Here is a 19,245-nt window from a genome sequence, read left to right on the forward strand (position 1 = left end):
CGGGAGATCCGCGCCGCGGTTAAAAGTGGTGTCGATTGTACAGGCTCATCGCGTCAGGCCCAAGCCGGGTCAGGAAGCAGGAGGTTCAGTACGGGCAAAGCTCTCACGGCTGAACAAGTTCTCTACCAGCTTCACCAGCTGCGGACGATCCACGCACCAGCCGGGCGCGACGCGGCGGAAATTGAGATAGCCAATCGCACAGGCTACCGCGATGGTGGCGATGGTCAGCTCATCGGCTTTCAGCGACCCGTCGGCGACGTGGCCTTCCAGCGCGTCCAGGCTCTGGTTGATTTTCTCACGCTGGCGCAGCAGTTCAGCCTCGGATTGCTGCTCCGCCGGACGCGCCTGCTCGCGGACAGAGGCCAGCGCCGCATCCATCACGCCGTCGGCCAGTGCTTCCAGCTGACGCACTTTCAGCGCCGCTCTGGCATCGCGCGGCAGCAGCGCCGGGGCGATATCGAGCTGCTCCAGATACGCGGCAATAATCGGCGAGTCGAACCAGGTTTCGCCCTCGTCGGTGACCAGCGCCGGGACTTTACCGAGTGGGTTGTACTGCGCGACGCCGTGGTTTTCGCTGTACGGCGATTCGTTTACGAATTCAAAGGTGATGCCTTTTTCCAACAGGATGACCGAGATTTTACGCACGAACGGGCTTGTATAGCTGCCAACGAGTTTCATTGCCTGCTCCTTAATAAGCGAAATGCCAACTGGGGGTAAGTATGGTTCAGGATACGCAAAAAGGCTGACAAAGCGACCCATTGCGCCGCTGCGGTTGCCGGGCGGTGCGTCATCGTTTTGTCACGCCGGACAGCTGTAATTTTCTTTCACCGCGTAACGAAAAGGATGTTGAAGAAGTGAACAGCTTTACTTAAGAAAAATCCTGGAAAATATTTCGTGATCGCCATCACAAATAGTTAACAAAGCGGCCGCGACAAAACGTGATTTGTTTCACATTTAACAGGATGTTACGACGGTTTTTTCGCCATTGTGATCTTTTTACAGGGCGTTTTTGTGACAAAAATCACACTTAATAGCCCCTGTTGCGGACAACCTGCGTGATGCAGATCACACTTTATTCCCCGGTCTGGACACCATAGCGATTCAGTGCCAGATTTCGCGTCACCAGAGCATGGGTCCGGCTACCTCTGCCGCCACGTAAACAATAAAACTCGGGCTACGAGCCTGCGCGTCAACACAATAAGGGGTGTTCTATGTCATCCGATATCAAGATCAAAGTGCAAAGCTTTGGTCGTTTCCTCAGCAATATGGTAATGCCAAACATCGGGGCGTTTATCGCCTGGGGTATTATCACTGCGTTGTTTATTCCAACAGGATGGTGGCCGAGCGAAACGCTGGCCAAGCTCGTCGGTCCGATGATTACCTATCTGCTGCCGCTGCTTATCGGTTATACCGGTGGCCGTCTGGTGGGTGGCGATCGCGGTGGCGTGGTCGGTGCGATTACTACGATGGGCGTAATCGTCGGTGCAGATATGCCGATGTTCCTCGGCGCAATGATTGCCGGTCCGCTGGGCGGCTGGTGCATCAAGAAGTTTGACGCTGCGGTAGACGGTAAAATCAAATCCGGCTTCGAAATGCTGGTGAACAACTTCTCCGCCGGCATCATCGGTATGATCCTGGCGATTCTGGCGTTCCTCGGCATTGGCCCGGCGGTTGAAGTGCTCTCTAAAGCACTGGCGGCTGGCGTTAACTTCATGGTTGTCCATGACATGCTGCCGCTGGCGTCCATCTTTGTTGAACCGGCGAAAATCCTGTTCCTCAACAACGCCATCAACCACGGCATCTTCTCGCCGCTGGGTATTCAGCAGTCCCATGAAATCGGCAAGTCTATCTTCTTCCTGATTGAAGCGAACCCGGGTCCGGGTATGGGCGTTCTGCTGGCGTACATGTTCTTCGGTCGCGGCAGCGCGAAGCAGTCTGCGGGCGGCGCGGCGATCATCCACTTCCTCGGTGGTATTCACGAAATTTACTTCCCGTACGTGCTGATGAACCCGCGTCTGATCATCGCCGTTATCCTCGGCGGTATGACCGGCGTGTTCACCCTGAGCGTGCTGGACGGCGGCCTGGTTTCTCCGGCGTCTCCGGGCTCCATCCTCGCGGTACTGGCGATGACGCCGAAAGGCGCGTACTTCGCTAACATCGTCGCGATTGTTGCCGCGATGGCGGTGTCGTTCGTGGTCTCAGCCATCCTGCTGAAAACCAGCAAGGTGAAAGAAGAAGACGACATCGAAGCAGCGACCCGTCGCATGCAGGACATGAAATCCCAGTCTAAAGGCGGCGCGGTAGCGGCCACCGCTGGCGATGCCACTGGCGACCTGAGCCACGTGCGTAAAATCATCGTTGCCTGTGATGCCGGTATGGGTTCCAGCGCAATGGGTGCGGGCGTACTGCGTAAGAAAGTGCAGGATGCAGGTCTGAGCCATATCTCCGTCACCAACAGCGCCATCAACAGCCTGCCGGGTGATGTGGATCTGGTGATTACCCACCGTGACCTCACCGAGCGCGCAATGCGCCAGGTGCCGCAGGCGCAGCACATTTCCCTGACTAACTTCCTCGACAGCGGTCTGTACACCAACCTGACCGACCGTCTGGTGGCGGCCCAGCGCCATACCCAGAACGAAGAGAAAGTGCGCACCAGCCTGCAGGACAGCTTTGACGAGAGCAACAGCCACCTGTTCAGACTCGGCGCGGAAAATGTGTTCCTCGGCCGCACCGCGACCCACAAAGAAGACGCGATCCGCTTTGCCGGTGAGCAACTGGTGAAAGGCGGCTACGTGCAGCCAGAATACGTGGAAGCGATGCTGGAGCGCGAGAAGCTGACCCCGACCTATCTGGGTGAGTCCATCGCGGTTCCGCACGGCACCGTGGAAGCCAAAGACCGCGTGCTGAAAACCGGCGTGGTATTCTGCCAGTATCCGGAAGGCGTGCGCTTCGGCGAAGACGAAGATGATATCGCCCGTCTGGTTATCGGTATCGCGGCGCGTAACAACGAGCACATCCAGGTGATCACCAGCCTGACCAACGCGCTGGATGACGACACCGTTATCGAACGCCTGGCTAACACCACCAGCGTGGATGAAGTGCTGGCGCTGCTGGCAGGTAATAAGAGCGCATAATACGCTCCGGCCTCCTCTCCACGGTGAGGGGGCCGGTCGTCAGTTTCATCCCTCTCCTTCGGGAGAGGGCCAGGGTGAGGGAACACCGTACGCTGCCTTCACCCTGGCCCTCTCGGGTAAAAACATTAGTAAGGATATCCACATGAAAGCATTACATTTTGGTGCAGGTAATATTGGACGCGGCTTCATTGGCAAACTGCTGGCGGATGCGGGTCTTGAACTCACGTTCGCCGACGTCAATCAGGTCGTGCTGGACGCCCTGAACGCCCGTCACAGTTATCAGGTACATGTGGTTGGTGAGAATGAGCAGGTGGACACCGTGTCCGGCGTTAATGCCGTGAGCAGCATCGGCGATGAGGTTATCGATCTAATCGCTCAGGTCGATCTCATCACCACCGCGGTCGGTCCGGTGGTACTGGAGCGCATCGCTCCGGCGCTCGCCAAAGGCCTGGCAAAACGTAAAGCGCAGGGCAACGACGCGCCGCTGAACATCATCGCCTGTGAAAACATGGTGCGCGGGACCAGCCAGCTGAAAGGCCACGTCTTCAATGCCCTGAACGATGAAGATAAAGGCTGGGTTGAGAGCCATATCGGCTTCGTTGACTCCGCCGTTGACCGCATCGTGCCGCCGTCTGAATCCGCAACCAACGATCCGCTGGAAGTGACCGTAGAAACCTTCAGCGAGTGGATTGTCGATAAAACCCAGTTCGTGGGCGCGCTGCCGACCATTCCGGGGATGGAACTGACCGACAACCTGATGGCGTTCGTTGAGCGTAAGCTGTTCACCCTCAATACCGGCCACGCTATCACCGCGTATCTCGGCAAGCTGGCGGGCCACCAGACTATCCGCGACGCTATTCTGGACGACGCCATTCGTGCGGTGGTGAAAGGCGCTATGGAAGAGAGTGGCGCGGTGCTGATCAAGCGCTACGGTTTTGAAGCCGATAAGCACGCGGCCTACATTGAGAAAATCCTCGGCCGCTTCGAAAACCCGTATCTGAAAGACGACGTAGAGCGCGTCGGCCGTCAGCCGCTGCGTAAACTCAGCGCCGGCGATCGCCTGATCAAGCCGCTGCTCGGCACCCTCGAATATGACCTTCCGCATCACAACCTGGTACAGGGTATCGCTGCCGCAATGCACTACCGCAGCGAGCAGGACCCGCAGGCCCAGGAGCTGGCGCAGCTTATCGATGAAAAAGGCCCGCAGGCCGCGCTGGCGCAGGTCTCTGGCCTGGACGCCCAGAGTGAAGTGGTGGCGGACGCGGTCAACGCGTATAACAGCCGGGCGTAATCAGTACCGGAAGCGCCCGCCAGCGTGGCGCTTCCGTTTTCAGGTTGTCAGATATGCAGGCAAAATTGGAAGAACCACAGGCCTTCGAAAACCGTGTGCTTGAGCGTCTGAACGCCGGTCAAAGCGTGCGCAGCCTGATCATCGCCGCCGTTGAATTACTCACCGAAGCGGTGAATCTTCTGGTGCTGCAGGTGTTTCGCAAGGACGACTACGCGGTGAAATACGCCGTTGAACCCTTGCTTGACGGCAACGGTCCGCTGGGCGATCTGGCGGTTCGTCTGAAGTTAATTTATGGCCTCGGGGTGCTCAGCCGCCCGGAGTATGAAGATGCCGAGCTGCTGCTGGCCCTGCGCGAAGAGCTGAATCACGACGGCAGCGACTACCGGTTTACCGACGATGAAATCCTCGGGCCGTTTGGCGAGCTGCACTGTGTTGCCGCTCTGCCGTCCGCGCCGCCGTTCGATCCCAGCGACGCCGCTTTATATGCGATGCAGAAACAGCGCTATCAGCAGATCGTGCGCTCAACGATGGTGTTATCCCTCACCGAGCTTATTTCAGGAATCAGCCTGAAAAAGGCGTTTCAGAAGTAGTTTTTCCTCAGGGCGGGGAGCGCATGCTTACCCGCCCTGAGGCGTTCCTGCCATTTCCCCCACCGCGAAAAATCGTGGCACCTGCGTTCCCGCAATCAATAGTGTATCCTTTGGGAGATACACACTTGTAGAGTCAATTTGCTATGAAAGAAGTCGAAAAAGCCGAAATTAAACGCCTGAGCGACCGCCTCGATGCGATTCGCCACCAGCAGGCCGATCTCTCGCTGGTTGAGGGAGCTGAAAAATACGCCGAGCTGGAAAAAGAGAAAGAGACCCTGGAAACCGAGATCGCGCGTCTGCGTGAAGTTCACGGTCAGAAGCTTAGCAAAGAGGCGCAGAAACTCGCCGACATGCCGTATCGCCGCGCCATCACCAGGAAAGAACAGGCCGACATGGGCAAGCTTAAGAAAAGCGTGCGTGGGCTGGTCGTGGTTCACCCGATGACCGCGCTGGGCCGCGAGATGGGCCTGAAAGAGATGACGGGCTTCTCGAAGACGGAATTCTGATCCTGTCGGGTGTGCCTCTCTGGCGCACCCGCTAATTGGTCCAACCAATCCCCTGCAATCTTTCGTCTGTCCTCACAAATCCCGCATCGTCTCTGACAATAATATTGCTCAAACTTAACATTCGGTTAACCATTTGTTGTCATTTACCCTACAACAACACTTTGGTTGGACCACCTTTACACTGACTGCAATCAGGCGAACGCAGAGTCGCCGCGCGGAACAGGTGGGCCACGGGAGCGCGCTATGCAACTCTGGCAGCAAAATTACGATCCGGCAGGCAATATCTGGCTCTCCAGTCTGATTGCCGCTTTACCGATTCTGTTTTTCTTTTTTGCCCTGATAAAACTGAAGCTTAAAGGCTGGCAGGCCGGGACCATCACCGTCGCCATCGCCCTCGCCGTCGCGCTGTTCTTCTACGATATGCCTTACGATCGCGCGTTCGCCTCAGCGGTGTATGGCTTCTTCTACGGCCTGTGGCCCATTGCCTGGATCATTATCGCCGCGGTCTTCGTCTACAAAATTTCGGTAAAAACCGGCCAGTTCGACATTATTCGCTCGTCGATTCTGAGTATCACCCCGGACCAGCGCCTGCAGATGCTGATCGTCGGCTTCTGCTTCGGGGCATTTCTTGAAGGGGCGGCGGGCTTTGGCGCACCGGTGGCGATTACCGCCGCGCTGCTGGTCGGGCTGGGCTTTAATCCGCTCTACGCCGCCGGGCTGTGCCTGATTGTTAACACCGCGCCGGTGGCCTTTGGCGCGATGGGGATTCCTATCCTGGTGGCGGGCCAGGTTACCGGTCTCGACAGCTTCGAGATCGGCCAGATGGTGGGCCGTCAGCTGCCGTTCCTCACCATCATCGTGCTGTTCTGGATCATGGCGATTATGGACGGCTGGCGCGGCATCAAAGAGACCTGGCCGGCGGTCATTGTTGCGGGCGGCTCGTTCGCTATCGCCCAGTACCTCAGCTCGAACTTTATCGGCCCGGAACTGCCGGATATCATCTCGTCACTGGTCTCGCTGGTCTGCCTTACCCTGTTCCTCAAACGCTGGCAGCCAAAACGCATCTTCCGCTTTGACGATATCAATGCCCAGGCTGCGGACCCAGCTGTTGCGCCCAAACGCTATACCGCAGGCCAGATCGTCAAAGCCTGGTCGCCATTCCTGTTCCTCACCGCCACGGTGACGCTGTGGAGCATTCCGCCGTTTAAAGCGCTGTTTGCCAAAGGTGGCGCGCTGGCCGACTGGGTATTCAACCTGCCGGTGCCGTTCCTCGATAAGCTGGTCGCCCGCATGCCCCCGGTGGTGGCTGACGCTACACCTTACGCCGCGGTCTATAAGTTCGACTGGTTCTCCGCCACCGGCACCGCCATTCTGTTTGCGGCGCTGCTCTCCATCTTCTGGCTGCGCATGAAGCCGAAAGACGCGGTGGTGACGTTCGGCCAGACCATGAAAGAGCTGGCGTTGCCTATCTACTCCATCGGCATGGTGCTGGCGTTCGCGTTTATCTCTAACTATTCCGGGCTGTCGTCCACTCTCGCGCTGGCGCTGGCCCATACCGGTCACGCGTTTACCTTCTTCTCGCCGTTCCTCGGCTGGCTGGGCGTGTTCCTGACCGGGTCGGACACCTCTTCCAACGCGCTGTTTGCTGCGCTCCAGGCCACGGCGGCTCAACAAATTGGCGTCTCGGACGTGCTGCTGGTCGCCGCCAACACCACCGGTGGCGTGACCGGGAAGATGATCTCCCCGCAGTCCATCGCCATTGCCTGTGCGGCGGTAGGGCTGGTGGGCAAGGAGTCAGACCTGTTCCGCTTCACCGTGAAGCACAGCCTGATATTCACCTGCATCGTCGGGATCATCACCACGCTGCAGGCCTACGTCTTAACCTGGATGATCCCATGACCTTCACTACCCGGCGTCTGACGGACGAGGTTGCCGAGCGTCTGCGGAAGCTGATTGACGATCGCGGGCTGGAGGCAGGCATGAAACTGCCCGCTGAACGCCAGCTCGCCGCCCTGCTTGGGGTATCGCGCAACTCGGTGCGCGAGGCGTTGCAGGTGCTGAATACCCAGGGCGTGCTGATGAGCCGCCGCGGCGGCGGCACCTTTGTACGCTGGCAGCACGATACCTGGTCGGAGCAAAACATCGTGCAGCCGATCAAAACCCTGCTGGCGGACGACCCCGGCTACAGCTACGACATTCTCGAAGCGCGCCACGCCATTGAGGCCAGCACCGCCTGGCATGCGGCGATGCGCGCCACCGCGGCGGACAAAGAAAAGCTGCGGCTCTGCTTCGAGGCGACCCAGGGCGATGACCCGGACCTGGCCTCCCGGGCCGACGTGCGTTTCCACCTGGCGATTGCGGAAGCATCGCACAACATTGTGCTGCTCCAGACCATGCGCGGCTTCTTCGATCTGCTGCAATCGTCGGTGATTGAGAGCCGTCAGCGCATGTACCTGGTGCCCCCGGTGTTTGCCCGCCTTACCGAGCAACATGAAGCCGTGCTCAACGCGATCCTCGATGGCGATGCCGAAGGTGCGCGTCGGGCGATGATGGCGCACCTGGGCTTCGTCCATACCACGATTAAACAGTTTGATGACGATCTGGCCCGTCAGGCGCGTATTACACGCCTGCCCGGTGACCCGAGCGAAAACCTGGAGAAAGACGCATGATTATCTCAGCAGTGAGCGACTACCGTGCTTCCGCGCAGCGGATACTGCCGCCGTTTTTATTTCACTACATCGACGGCGGAGCGTATGCCGAATATACCCTGCGCCGCAACGTGGAAGACCTCGCGCAGATTGCGCTGCGCCAGCGCGTTCTGAAAAACATGGCGGACCTGAGCCTCGAAACCACCTTGTTTAACGAAAAGCTCGCCATGCCGGTAGCGCTGGCCCCGGTTGGGCTGTGCGGCATGTACGCCCGCCGCGGTGAAGTGCAGGCCGCAGGCGCGGCAGCGGATAAAGGTATCCCGTTCACGCTCTCCACCGTCTCGGTATGCCCGATTGAAGAGGTCGCTCCCACCATTAACCGTCCGATGTGGTTCCAGCTTTACGTGCTGCGCGATCGCGGCTTTATGCGTAATGCGCTGGAGCGCGCTAAAGCGGCGGGCTGTTCAACGCTGGTGTTTACCGTTGATATGCCAACGCCGGGGGCACGTTATCGCGATGCGCACTCCGGGATGAGCGGGGCCAACGCCGCCATGCGCCGTTACTTACAGGCAGTGACGCATCCGCAGTGGGCGTGGGACGTGGGTCTGCATGGTCGCCCGCACGATCTCGGGAATATCTCGACCTATCTCGGCAAGCCTACCGGGCTGGAGGATTACATCGGCTGGCTGGGGAATAACTTCGATCCGTCTATTTCCTGGAAGGACCTGGAGTGGATCCGCGAATTCTGGGATGGCCCGATGGTGATCAAAGGGATCCTCGATCCGGAAGATGCCCGCGATGCGGTGCGCTTCGGTGCCGACGGCATTGTGGTGTCCAACCACGGCGGACGCCAGCTCGACGGCGTGCTCTCCTCGGCGCGCGCGCTGCCGGCCATTGCCGATGCGGTGAAGGGGGATATCGCGATTCTGGCCGACAGCGGCATTCGCAACGGGCTGGATGTGGTGCGCATGATCGCGCTCGGGGCTGATACCGTGCTGCTGGGCCGGGCCTACCTCTACGCGCTGGCCACGCACGGGCGGGCCGGCGTCGCCAACCTGCTGAATTTGATCGAAAAAGAGATGAAGGTGGCGATGACCCTCACCGGTGCGAAGTCCATCAGCGAGATCTCCCGCGACTCGCTGGTGCCCGATCCGGAGTTCACCTCGGTGCTGGCCTCGCTGCCTGCTGCCAGCGCGTAAGGACATTTTGGCGGGTGCAAGCACACCCGCCGCCACATCCAGGCAACACCTGTAGGGTGGGTAAGCGCAGCGCACCCACCACAAAAAATCACCAGTCCTGGGCAGAGGGTTGATTCGCGGTTTTACCGTGCCATTTTTTAAGTTCATGCAGGCTTTTCGGAGACAAATAAACGTTTCCTTTACCTTCTTTCATGGCCCGCATTAAACCTAAAGCGGTGAGCTTTTTCAGATCGTCACGCGCTGTGTTTTCGGACACGCCCATGCGCGTCGACACTTCCATAGCGGTAAATAACACGCCAGGCTGGTTGATGGCGATAGTCGCTAAATCACGTTGACGGCTATTTATCTCGTTAAAAATTCCGGAGTCGTAAAGCCACTGGCGAAGTTCAGTGCGGGTATTAATTATCCCTTTAATATAATCAATGTATTCAACCACAGCGCGCGAAACGATTTCACACTGGTAATTAACGAAATAGGTCAGATCCATATTGTCGGTTTCAGTGTAGAGGTAAGCCCGCACGTATTTCGCTGGCGCGTTTTTTAATAGCTTAGAGATAGAGATATAGCGAAACGCGGTATAACCGCACTTAAGCATATACCAGTAAAATAGCGCCCTTGCGGTACGCCCGTTACCATCTTTGAAGGGGTGTAAATAACCAATCATAAAATGGATAACGCAGGCTTTGACCAGCGGATGGAGATAAGTCTCGTCTTCAGCTTGCTCATGACGGGTATTAATGAATTCACACAGTTCCTCTACCCCTGCCAGCATAAGCTCAGCCGCTGGAGGCGTATGAATTACATTACCTTCGTGATCGGCCACCACCACGTTATCCTCTGGCCCTCTGAATCTACCGGGGGCGTATTTTTCGTCATCAATACCGGCGATAGCAACGTGGTGTATTTCGAGCAGTTCGGCAACACTGAACGGGGCGTTATCCCGCTCCGATACGTACTGCATCATGCGCCAGTTGCCCATGATCATTTTCTCGCCTTCATCACGCGGCTTGCGTCCTACCTTGAGCATCTCCAGCGCAACCCGGCTGGTCGTCGCCGCCCCTTCAAGCTGGCTTGAGGCGATAGCTTCAGCACGCTCAAGCTCATCCATCAAATATTTTCTGGCATCTAATTTTTCATACCGCTCCGTTTCCGCTGCTGAAGAGGTAAGCCGGTCTACGATGGAGCATGATTTTTGGATCGTCGCGGTGGTATTCAGATATACGCCTGAACCCTCGTTGTCGGTCTGTAGCGGGTCAAGAAACATACTGGAGAGCAGACGAGATATTTTCATCGCCGCCCAGATGGCATCGCATTTCTTTTTATCGCTAAAGCGATGACGCAGCTGGTCATAATGAAGATAAGCCACGCCCTGACTACGAATTTCAGCGTAATACCCGAAAAGATCATCTTCTTTCCAGCTGGGACGCGTTTTAACAACTGGCGGTCTGGTTACCCTCACACTTCACCTCAAAATCAATCGAAATTGAGGTGAATATAGGCATGGCATGTTCAAAAAGCAACCAGGACGGGAATGCAAGCACACCCGCCGCTGGCATCTGTCAGAACCAGGCTTCCCACATCGCGCCGACGTTGAAGGAATCCAGCGTTTCATCGTCGGTGCCGTTGACGCGCGCGGTACGCTCGTTATCCACTTCGCCGCCGGTGACGTAGAAGCGCAGCATCGGACGGAACTCCGGCCCCATGGCGATGGAGATGTTCTGCGACAGCGTCAGCTTCCAGCCGCTGTTGTCCCCGCCCTGGTCGTAATCGACGCGCTGCCAGCCGGCTTCCAGCCAGGTGGAGTGCACGTCGTTCCACCAGTACATCGGTCGCACAATCGCGTTGTAGTTGCGGCGATCGTCACGGTTATCCGCATCATTAGCGTAATCATGCCAGGCGAGCAGGTATTCCACCTGGGCCTGTTGAGTAAATTTATACAGCCCTTCGAAGCTGGCATAGATGGCTGTCAGATCGTCGGTTTTGTTGTAAACACTGTTATCAGCGTTATCGGAGTAGCGCGCAATCAGCTTGTTAACGCCGTTGTCACCGGTGTGGCTCAGCACCACGCCACCCTGCCAGGCCTTGAGGCGCTCGTCGCTGTCGACCGCTTTTGAGTCAAAGCCATAGTTCGCATACAGCTCCAGATCCAGCGGCCCGACCTTCATGCCGTGCACTTTCGACGTCAGGGCGTAGTTACCTTTATCGCCGGTGCCGGAGCCGCCGGTACAGGTGATGCGTGACGGGTTACCCTCGTCGTTCATGATTTCCGGGCTGCAGGACTCCACCGCCGCGACGGTGGCAACGTCAAACTTCACGCCGCCGATATCGAAGTTTTTAATCCCGCCGCCCTGGCCGTCATGGTTCATCCAGAAGTAGTCGTTGATGCCCTGCTGCGGACGCTGATGGAAATCACGGCCAGCCCACAGGTAGGCGTCCGGATTAGACTCCAGAATGTTGGTCACACCGGCATAGGCTTTTTTCAGGTTCACCTCATCGCCCCAGTGGTCGATCATGACGTTAACGTCCCAGATAGCGCCGTTATCGCCCTTAAACGCCTTAGAAAGCTGGAATTCACCGCCGTTGCCTTCGTTACCTAAACGGCCAATTGCCGACGAGCCGTTATAGGAGCCGTCAACGCCGACAAATTTCTGATCGCCGCTCTGGAACTGCGCACCGTAGCGGGCGTAACCGGAGAACTTCACGCCAAAAGGAATAGCCAGATCCGGCGATTGCGCTGCGCTTTCCGGCTCGGTAATCGGATCGGCTTTTTTAGCGATCGCGGCATCGATTTTTTCCTGCCGTTCGGCGAGGGCCTTATCCACCGCTTTCGCGACGATGGCGTCGATTTGTTCCTGGGTAAATTCTTGTGCGAAGGTGTTTCCTGAGCAAAGCGCAGCCATGACCGCCAGTGCCACTGGAAGTTTTTTCTGTAATTTCATGTTTGTCTCGATGTAGTATTTTATTTTCAGACAATAACTATCCCGCCCGACTTTCACGGAATAATTGCGCTACCACCATGTCATTATTTATTGGGTACAGAGCGATATTTCTATTTTCGTTGCGGCTTCTCCGTTATTTCATTTATTAATTAACGCTGATACAGCTGAATAATTTCTTCAGATAATTCACGCGCCAGCAGAGAATTCATTAAATGATCCTGAGCGTGCACCATAATAAGCGTCATCGGCTGGCGTGCTTCGCCGGCGTCCTGCTCGATAAGCTTTGTCTGTATCTGGTGCGCCCGGCGGGAATAGCCATCGGCTTCGCGTAGGAGACTTTTCGCTTCATCCAAATCGCCCTGGCGTGCCGAACGCAGCGCTTCAAAACAGAGACTGCGCGACTGACCGGCATTGACGATAATTTCCATTACCGCATCTTCTAATTCAATCATGGCGAATTCTCGTAATTAAGGCGTGGGGAGCCGAAGCGCCGGATAATAATATCCAACGCTGCGGGGTAAATATCGCTATTACTGGCTGACCGGCTGGGCCAGCGGCGCGCTGTTCTGCGCTTTCTGCTCTTCGGTTTTCAGCAGGGAACGTTCGTAAGCGCGCAGGAACGGCAGGTACATCAGCGCCGACATCACCATACACACGACGCACATCACCACTGGACTGAGCGCCCAGTTTGCCGCCCAGGAGGCACCGATCGGGGCCGGGGTCGTCCACGGCGTCAGCGAAACCACCTGCGCCAGCCAGCCAAGCTTCGTAGCGCCATACGCGAGGCAGGCGTTGATCAGCGGTACGCACACGAACGGGATAAACAGCATCGGGTTCATGATAATCGGTGCGCCAAACAGGATCGGTTCGTTGATGTTGAAGAAGCTCGGCACCACGCCCATTTTACCGATGGTGCGCAAGTGGGTGACGCGGCTACGCAGCAGCAGGAACGCCAGCGGCAGTGTGGAACCCACCCCGCCAATCAGCAGATAGTGGTCCCAGAACCCTTGCAGATAGACGTGCGGCAGCGTTGCGCCCGCCGCCAGCGCGGCCTGGTTGGCAGACAGATTCGCCATCCAGAACGGGTTCATGATGCCGGTGACAATCAGCGAGCCGTGGATACCGGCGAACCAGAAAATCTGGCACAGCAGCACCGAGAGCAGAATGGCGGGCAGCGAGTCTGATGCTGACACCAGCGGCTCCAGCAGATGCATGATCGCCTGCGGCAGGATCATCCCGGTCTGCGCTTCGATAAACAGGTTAAGCGGATGCAGCGTCCCCATCACCACCACTACCGGGATCAGGATTTCAAACGAGCGCGCCACACCGGTCGGCACCTCTTTCGGCAGACGGATCGTAATCTTGTTCTGCTTCAGCCAGGCGTACACGCGGGTGGAATAGATGGCGGTAATCAGCGCGGTGAAAATCCCCTGCCCGGAGAGATACTGGGTAGAGATTTTGCCATCCGCATAAGGTGCGGCCACCAGTAAAAACGCCATGAACGCCAACAGGCCGGACATCACCGGGTCCAGCTGAAACTGCCGTCCAAGGCTGGCGCCGATACCGACGGAGATGAAAAACGTCATCACGCCCATGCTGAGGTTAAACGGCAGCATGAGCTGTTCGCGATACGTCTCGGAAAAGTTCAGCCAGCCGCGGGCGAAACCGTTAGTGGTATCGGCGGAGAACGGCGGAAAGATGAAAACCAGCATAAACGAGCCGATGATCATAAACGGCAGCGCGGCGGTGAAGCCGTCGCGGATCGCGATCACGTACTTTTGCTGTCCAAGACGACCAGCCAGCGGGGTGATGGTTTGCTCGATGACGGCAACCATTGACTGATAGAGCGAACTCATAGGAACACCTTTTTAGTGTGCCGCTTCGATAAGCGACAGAGCATAGTCCAGTACTTTATCGCCGCGCTGCATGCCGTAGTCCATCGGGTCGATGGGCTGTACCGGAACGCCGCGGGCGGCAGCCTTTTCTGACAGCGTGCTTAACATGTACTTCACCTGCGGCCCCAGCAGCACCACCTGGTAGCGGGGAAACTGCGTATCGAATTCCGCCACGCCATAAGCGTCGATTTCGACCGGCAATTGACGTGCCTCGGCAGCTTCCACCATTTTTCGTACCAGCAGGCTGGTAGACATTCCCGCAGAACAACACAGCATGATCCTGACCATCGACAACCATCCTTAAATGTAAATAGTTATTGCGGCGTTGATTGGATATTATACGGAAACCGATTTCCATTGGCGGTGATGAGAAGTGAGAGACGCATCATAAAGTGCAGGGCACTGGCGCGTAGTAAGGAGAGTTCCATCACAGCTTTTTGGGCGCTTTTGATAGCAATCAAGCCGAAATGGAAAATCGGTTTCCATGAAAAATGGAAAGCGGCTATACTGCGCTGGCGATTTTATGAGCCGTTATTCGCAACAGAATTATTGGGCCGTATACAGGCCTCCCAGGGGAAAAAATGTCAACAATCAACGACGTATCGCGTTTAGCTGGGGTATCAAAAGCCACGGTTTCACGGGTGTTGAGTGGGTCGCGTGGCGTCAAGGAAGCCAGCCGTCAGGCGGTGCTGAAAGCAGTCGAAGAACTGAATTATCGGCCAAACGTTATTGCTCAATCCCTGCTCAGCCAGTCTACGGGCTGCATCGGCGTCATCTGCGCTCAGGAAAATATTAACCAGACCACGGCTTATCTGTATGCGCTGGAGAAGCAGCTCAGCCAGCATCAGAAGCATCTGCTGCTGCGTTTCGCCAACAGCAAAGCGGAGGTGATGAGCGCGCTGGATGAGCTGACCTGCGGCCTGTGTGACGACGTGCTGATCATCGGGGCGCGCTTTCCGCTCAGCGTACCGCACGACAACGTGATTGTGGTGGACTGTGCGGAAACCGATACGCCAAACAGCATTCAGTTCGATCATGCTTTTGCTGCCGAAACCGCCTGTAATTACCTGATTAGCCAGGGGCGACGTCAAATCGCGCTGATTCATCCGGATGCCAGCGGCTCTGGCGAGCAGGTGCTGCTGGGCTACAAACACGCGCTGGAAAACAACTTCCTGCCGTTCAACCGCAACCTGGTGTTTATGGACTCCACCACCTCTTCGGTAGCGCTCCAGGTATTGCTGAATAATGCCACCACGCTGAACTTTAACGCGTTACTGGTGGCGGATGAGCAGGAGGCACAGCGGGTGATTACCCAGTTGCAGGCATTTAACAAATCGGTGCCGGGCGACATCATGGTATTCAGCCTCGCCGGTTCACTGCAGCTGCCCGGCGTGCCCACCATTCCGGCGATTGAATATTCGATGGACGCGATGGCCGCGCGCATCGTGAGCTGGCTGACGGAAAAAACTCAGCGCGTGCTCGGCTCGCAGGTGCTGCGCGGCGACCTGATCATACCCAACATGCGCAAGCGTTAAAAAAAAGCCTCCGTATGGAGGCTTTTTATATGGGTTAGCGGCTACACGCCTGACGACTTCACCGCAGGCTTATTTCCCCATAAACGGCGATGAAAACTCTCTATTTTGCGGGCATCGCGTCGCTTCTGCATGGTTTTCGCCCAGCTCGCCGACAAGCCGGCAGCGCTCAACAGGCGACGCGTCTGCTCATCGTCGAACGGCTGATGCCAGGCAATGGCAGCGGCGTCAAACACGCTGACATCGCTCAGCCGTGACGCCAGTTCCAGCGGCGTGTCGCTGTTGACCGGCCCGTCATTCAGCACCCGATACAGCCAGCCGGTGCGTCCGCTCTCCTGCATCAGGGAGGAGATATCCGTGATGCCAAAATGGAAATTGATCTTAAAGCACGGGGAACGCGGCTGCGTTACCTGAATCAGCGCGTCGCCCCAGCGATAGATATCGCCGATAAACACGCTCTTCTCATCCATACCCAGAGTGGAAAGATTTTCGCCAAAGGCTGGCGCGACAAAGCGTTCGGCCTGCTCCGGAAATGCCTGCGCCCACCAGGCGTAATGCTCGCGCGGGTAATGACACAGCGCGCGCTCCGGCCCACCGTGGATCTTCTTCTCCGCCTGCTGGTCACCTTCAAGGCCGAGGGTGGTGAGGATCAGTTCCCCTTCCACGCTGCGCTTGGCAATCGCGCTCGGGCGCGTGCCCGCGTATTTCTGGATGCGACCGGTAAAGACCTGAACGGGAAATTTCATCTGCGACTCCTTTTGCCAGTAACCCTTAACAGGCTCGCCGCTGCGCCTCGGCATTGCAACAAAATTCGCGAGGCACCGTCCAAAATCCGATATCGATGAAGGTGCGTGACGCGCTGAGGTGCTATCACTTAAAGGAGTGAAACGCCATTTCAGGATTAAGGAGAGAACGACGTGACTTTACAGCCCGCATTTAACGGCGTCTGGTGCCCCTCTATAACGCCGCTCGACACCCAGGGAAATATCGATCTGACAGGCCTGGCTCGCCACCTTGAGCGGCTGACCGCTGCAAAACTGGATGTCATTTTGCTGATGGGCAGCATCGGCGAGTTCGCCTCGTTCACGCTTGAGGAGCGTCTGCTGCTGATCCACGAAGCCCGCGCCATGAGCGCGACGCCAATGGTGGTGAACGTCTCCTCGACCTGTATTCCGGATATTCTGCGGCTGGCGGATGAAGCGCACCGCGTCGGCTATGAAGCCGTGATGATCCTGCCGCCGTACTACTACGGCCAGACCAGCGCACAGCTGTTGGCGTACTATCGCGAGCTGGGCCGTCAGATTCAGGGGCCGTGGTTTGCTTACAACTTCCCGGCACGCACAGGATGCGATCTGACGCCGGAGCTGATCGCGACGCTGGCCGCAGAGTTCCCGCAGTTTGCCGGCATCAAAGATACCGTGGATTGCCAGTCTCACACCCGCAACATGATCCTCGCCACCCAGGCGGTGCGTCCGGACTTCACCGTGCTGTCGGGCTACGACGAGTACTACATCCCCAATCTGCTGACCGGCGGCAGCGGGATTATCTCCGGCCTGAACAACATCGTGCCGGAACTGTTTGTCCGCGCGAGGGAGGCGTTTGTCCGTGGCGATCTGGTGACCCTGTGCGAGGTGCAGCGCGATATCAGCCGCTACTCGGCGATTTACGCTATCGGGGATGACTTCGTGACCACCATCAAAACCGTGGTGGCACGCAAGTTTGGTTACAGCCAGACCCGCTCACGCAATGCGGGTGGCGAACTCACCGCGGCACAGCTCAGCCAGCTCGATGCGCTGTTCAGCATAGGGTAACGCGCACAAAAAAGCCGACCCTGAGGTCGGCTCGTTCTGTTCAGGACAGATTATTTTTTCGCTGCGAAACGCGCTGCAGCTTCGTCCCAGTTCACAACTTCCCAGAACGCTTTGATGTAATCAGGACGTTTGTTCTGATATTTCAGGTAGTAAGCGTGTTCCCACACGTCCAGACCCAGGATCGGGAAGCCGGATGCGCCAGAGATCGCTTCGCCCATCAGCGGGCTGTCCTGGTTTGCGGTAGAAACCACAGCCAGTTTGTCGCCCTGCAGAACCAGCCACGCCCAGCCGGAGCCGAAACGGGTTGCTGCTGCTTTCTCGAACTCTTCTTTGAATTTCTCAACGCTGCCGAAATCGCGCTCGATAGCCGCTTTCAGGTCGCCCTGCAGGGTGGTGCCGAGTTTCAGGCCTTTCCAGAACAGGCTGTGGTTAGCGTGGCCGCCCGCGTTGTTGCGCAGTACGGTTTTCTTGTCAGCCGGAACCTGATCCAGTTTGGTGATCAGCTCTTCAACCGGCAGGTTAGCGAACTCCGGCAGGCTTTCCAGCGCCGCGTTAGCGTTGTTTACATAAGTCTGGTGATGCCTGGTGTGATGGATTTCCATCGTCTGCTTATCGAAGTGCGGTTCCAGTGCGTCATAAGCGTACGGCAGGGATGGCAGTGTATAACTCATAATCATCATCTCCATTGTTGTCGGGCGGCAGAGGTGTAAACGCCGCGTAAGCAGTGGGTTCATTATAGTTAATTAAATGATCTTGAAAATGTTTATCAATGCCGCATTCGTTATAAGGTTATAACGCCACGCAATGAGAGCTATGCCGCCTGATGGCTGGACTGACGCCACTGGCTGGGCGTCATGCCGGTTTCGCGGGTGAACACCACGGAAAAATAGTTGCTGTCTTCGAAACCGCAGCGCATGGCAATTTCACTGATGAACAGGTCGCTATGGCGCAGCAGATACTGGGCGTGGCAGATGCGCAACTGGCGCAGATACTGATTGATGGTCATCCCGGTCTGGGTGCGGAACTGCTGGCGCAGCGTACGCTCGCTGCACTGGTGACGAGCGCAGAACGGCTCAAGGACGAACGGTTTTTCCAGGCTGCGCGCCAGGGCGGTAATCAGCTTGTCGAGCAGCGCTTCCGGCTCGTCCGGGCTGGCGGTATCGGTGGCGTAGCGGGCGCGTTTTAGGGTAATGGCGAGCTGGGCAAACAGCGTTTCGGCGAGGGTGGCGCTCAGCGCATCCTGCTTGTGACTCTCCTGCTCCAGCTGACTGATGATGGCGCGCGCCTGGGTCATGCCCGCGCTGCCGAGCCGCCACCAGGGCTGGAACGGGCCGCCATTCAGACCGGGGATCAGGCTGTGCCAGTCGAGGTTGAGCCGCAGCCGCTCGGGGCAATAAATCACATTCTGCAGCACCAGATCGTTCACCGAGGCGTAGCTGTGACGGTCTTCGGCGCGGATATAAAACAGATCGCCGCGGGTGATGCGGTACGGACGATCGTTAAGCACGTGCAGGCCATTGCCGCGCCACACCAGCACCAGCTCCCAGAACTCGTGGCTGTGCTCGGCGAAAACGTTTTGCGGATAGCGGTCCGCCACCGCCACGGGTTGCCCCGGCCAGGCAAAGAAGTCGTTTTTGCGAAGAATAAGCGGAGCCGCCACGGCGTTACCTCAGATGCTAACAACCTGACATTATTAGCCC

The 19,245-nt window shown here is 57.3% G+C and carries 18 protein-coding genes; 9 read left to right on the plus strand and 9 right to left on the minus strand.

Annotated elements, in window-relative coordinates; all coding sequences use genetic code 11:
* Positions 1-69: 69 nt before the first annotated feature.
* On the minus strand, positions 70-678 hold the full coding sequence (locus ET34_RS0111170; protein WP_031522071.1) for a glutathione S-transferase: 609 nt from the start codon (positions 676-678) through the stop codon (positions 70-72).
* A gap of 533 nt (positions 679-1,211) precedes the next feature.
* Between ET34_RS0111170 and ET34_RS0111175 the strand changes: the two genes are divergently transcribed.
* The 7 genes from ET34_RS0111175 (at position 1,212) to lldD (ending at position 9,368) form a co-directional block, all read left to right on the plus strand.
* Positions 1,212-3,134, plus strand: a complete 1,923-nt coding sequence (locus ET34_RS0111175) for a PTS mannitol transporter subunit IICBA (RefSeq protein ID WP_031522073.1) — start codon at positions 1,212-1,214, stop codon at positions 3,132-3,134.
* A gap of 142 nt (positions 3,135-3,276) precedes the next feature.
* A complete protein-coding gene (gene mtlD, locus ET34_RS0111180) occupies positions 3,277-4,425 on the plus strand; it encodes a mannitol-1-phosphate 5-dehydrogenase (protein ID WP_031522074.1) in 1,149 nt (382 codons plus the stop codon).
* Positions 4,426-4,478: 53 nt separating this feature from the next.
* Entirely contained in the window at positions 4,479-5,015 is a 537-nt protein-coding gene (gene mtlR, locus ET34_RS0111185; RefSeq protein WP_051640518.1) for a mannitol operon repressor MtlR, read from the plus strand.
* Between the two features lie 143 nt (positions 5,016-5,158).
* Positions 5,159-5,521, plus strand: a complete 363-nt coding sequence (locus ET34_RS0111190; RefSeq protein WP_031522078.1) for a YibL family ribosome-associated protein — start codon at positions 5,159-5,161, stop codon at positions 5,519-5,521.
* Positions 5,522-5,764: 243 nt separating this feature from the next.
* Positions 5,765-7,420 (plus strand): L-lactate permease, encoded by a 1,656-nt coding sequence (lldP, locus tag ET34_RS0111195; RefSeq protein WP_031522080.1) that lies wholly within the window; start codon positions 5,765-5,767, stop codon positions 7,418-7,420.
* Positions 7,417-8,190, plus strand: coding sequence for a transcriptional regulator LldR (gene lldR, locus ET34_RS0111200; protein WP_031522081.1), 774 nt, complete (start codon positions 7,417-7,419; stop codon positions 8,188-8,190). Before lldP ends, lldR begins: the two co-directional genes overlap by 4 nt.
* Positions 8,187-9,368, plus strand: a complete 1,182-nt coding sequence (gene lldD, locus ET34_RS0111205) for an FMN-dependent L-lactate dehydrogenase LldD (protein ID WP_031522083.1) — start codon at positions 8,187-8,189, stop codon at positions 9,366-9,368. The genes lldR and lldD overlap by 4 nt, the downstream gene beginning before the upstream one ends.
* A gap of 88 nt (positions 9,369-9,456) precedes the next feature.
* On the opposite strand, the gene ET34_RS0111210 is transcribed toward lldD, so the two are convergent.
* The 5 genes from ET34_RS0111210 to ET34_RS0111230 form a co-directional block, all read right to left on the minus strand.
* Complete coding sequence (locus ET34_RS0111210) at positions 9,457-10,827, minus strand: Fic family protein (RefSeq protein WP_051640519.1); 1,371 nt, start codon at positions 10,825-10,827, stop codon at positions 9,457-9,459.
* Between the two features lie 100 nt (positions 10,828-10,927).
* Positions 10,928-12,307: a carbohydrate porin gene (locus ET34_RS0111215; RefSeq protein WP_031522086.1), complete on the minus strand. Its 1,380-nt coding sequence runs from the start codon at positions 12,305-12,307 to the stop codon at positions 10,928-10,930.
* 149 nt (positions 12,308-12,456) lie between these two features.
* Entirely contained in the window at positions 12,457-12,759 is a 303-nt protein-coding gene (locus ET34_RS0111220) for a PTS lactose/cellobiose transporter subunit IIA (protein ID WP_031522088.1), read from the minus strand.
* Positions 12,760-12,837: 78 nt separating this feature from the next.
* Positions 12,838-14,163 (minus strand): PTS sugar transporter subunit IIC, encoded by a 1,326-nt coding sequence (locus ET34_RS0111225; protein WP_031522090.1) that lies wholly within the window; start codon positions 14,161-14,163, stop codon positions 12,838-12,840.
* Between the two features lie 12 nt (positions 14,164-14,175).
* Positions 14,176-14,490: a PTS sugar transporter subunit IIB gene (locus tag ET34_RS0111230; RefSeq protein ID WP_031522092.1), complete on the minus strand. Its 315-nt coding sequence runs from the start codon at positions 14,488-14,490 to the stop codon at positions 14,176-14,178.
* 293 nt (positions 14,491-14,783) lie between these two features.
* On the opposite strand from ET34_RS0111230, the gene ET34_RS0111235 reads away from it, so the two are divergent.
* On the plus strand, positions 14,784-15,737 hold the full coding sequence (locus ET34_RS0111235) for a LacI family DNA-binding transcriptional regulator (protein WP_031522093.1): 954 nt from the start codon (positions 14,784-14,786) through the stop codon (positions 15,735-15,737).
* Between the two features lie 41 nt (positions 15,738-15,778).
* Here the strand turns inward: ET34_RS0111235 and yiiM are convergent, their stop codons facing one another.
* The gene (gene yiiM / locus ET34_RS0111240) at positions 15,779-16,480 is read right to left on the minus strand and encodes a 6-hydroxyaminopurine reductase (RefSeq protein WP_031522095.1); all 702 of its coding nucleotides are present in this window, start codon (positions 16,478-16,480) and stop codon (positions 15,779-15,781) included.
* A gap of 171 nt (positions 16,481-16,651) precedes the next feature.
* Between yiiM and ET34_RS0111245 the strand changes: the two genes are divergently transcribed.
* On the plus strand, positions 16,652-17,545 hold the full coding sequence (locus ET34_RS0111245) for a dihydrodipicolinate synthase family protein (RefSeq protein WP_031522097.1): 894 nt from the start codon (positions 16,652-16,654) through the stop codon (positions 17,543-17,545).
* Between the two features lie 50 nt (positions 17,546-17,595).
* On the opposite strand, the gene sodA is transcribed toward ET34_RS0111245, so the two are convergent.
* On the minus strand, positions 17,596-18,216 hold the full coding sequence (gene sodA, locus ET34_RS0111250) for a superoxide dismutase [Mn] (protein ID WP_031522099.1): 621 nt from the start codon (positions 18,214-18,216) through the stop codon (positions 17,596-17,598).
* Positions 18,217-18,356: 140 nt separating this feature from the next.
* Positions 18,357-19,205: an HTH-type transcriptional activator RhaR gene (gene rhaR / locus ET34_RS0111255; protein ID WP_031522100.1), complete on the minus strand. Its 849-nt coding sequence runs from the start codon at positions 19,203-19,205 to the stop codon at positions 18,357-18,359.
* Between the last annotated feature and the right edge of the window lie 40 nt (positions 19,206-19,245).

This window comes from Siccibacter colletis (genome assembly GCF_000696575.1).
GTDB classification, from domain to species: Bacteria; Pseudomonadota; Gammaproteobacteria; order Enterobacterales; family Enterobacteriaceae; genus Siccibacter; species Siccibacter colletis.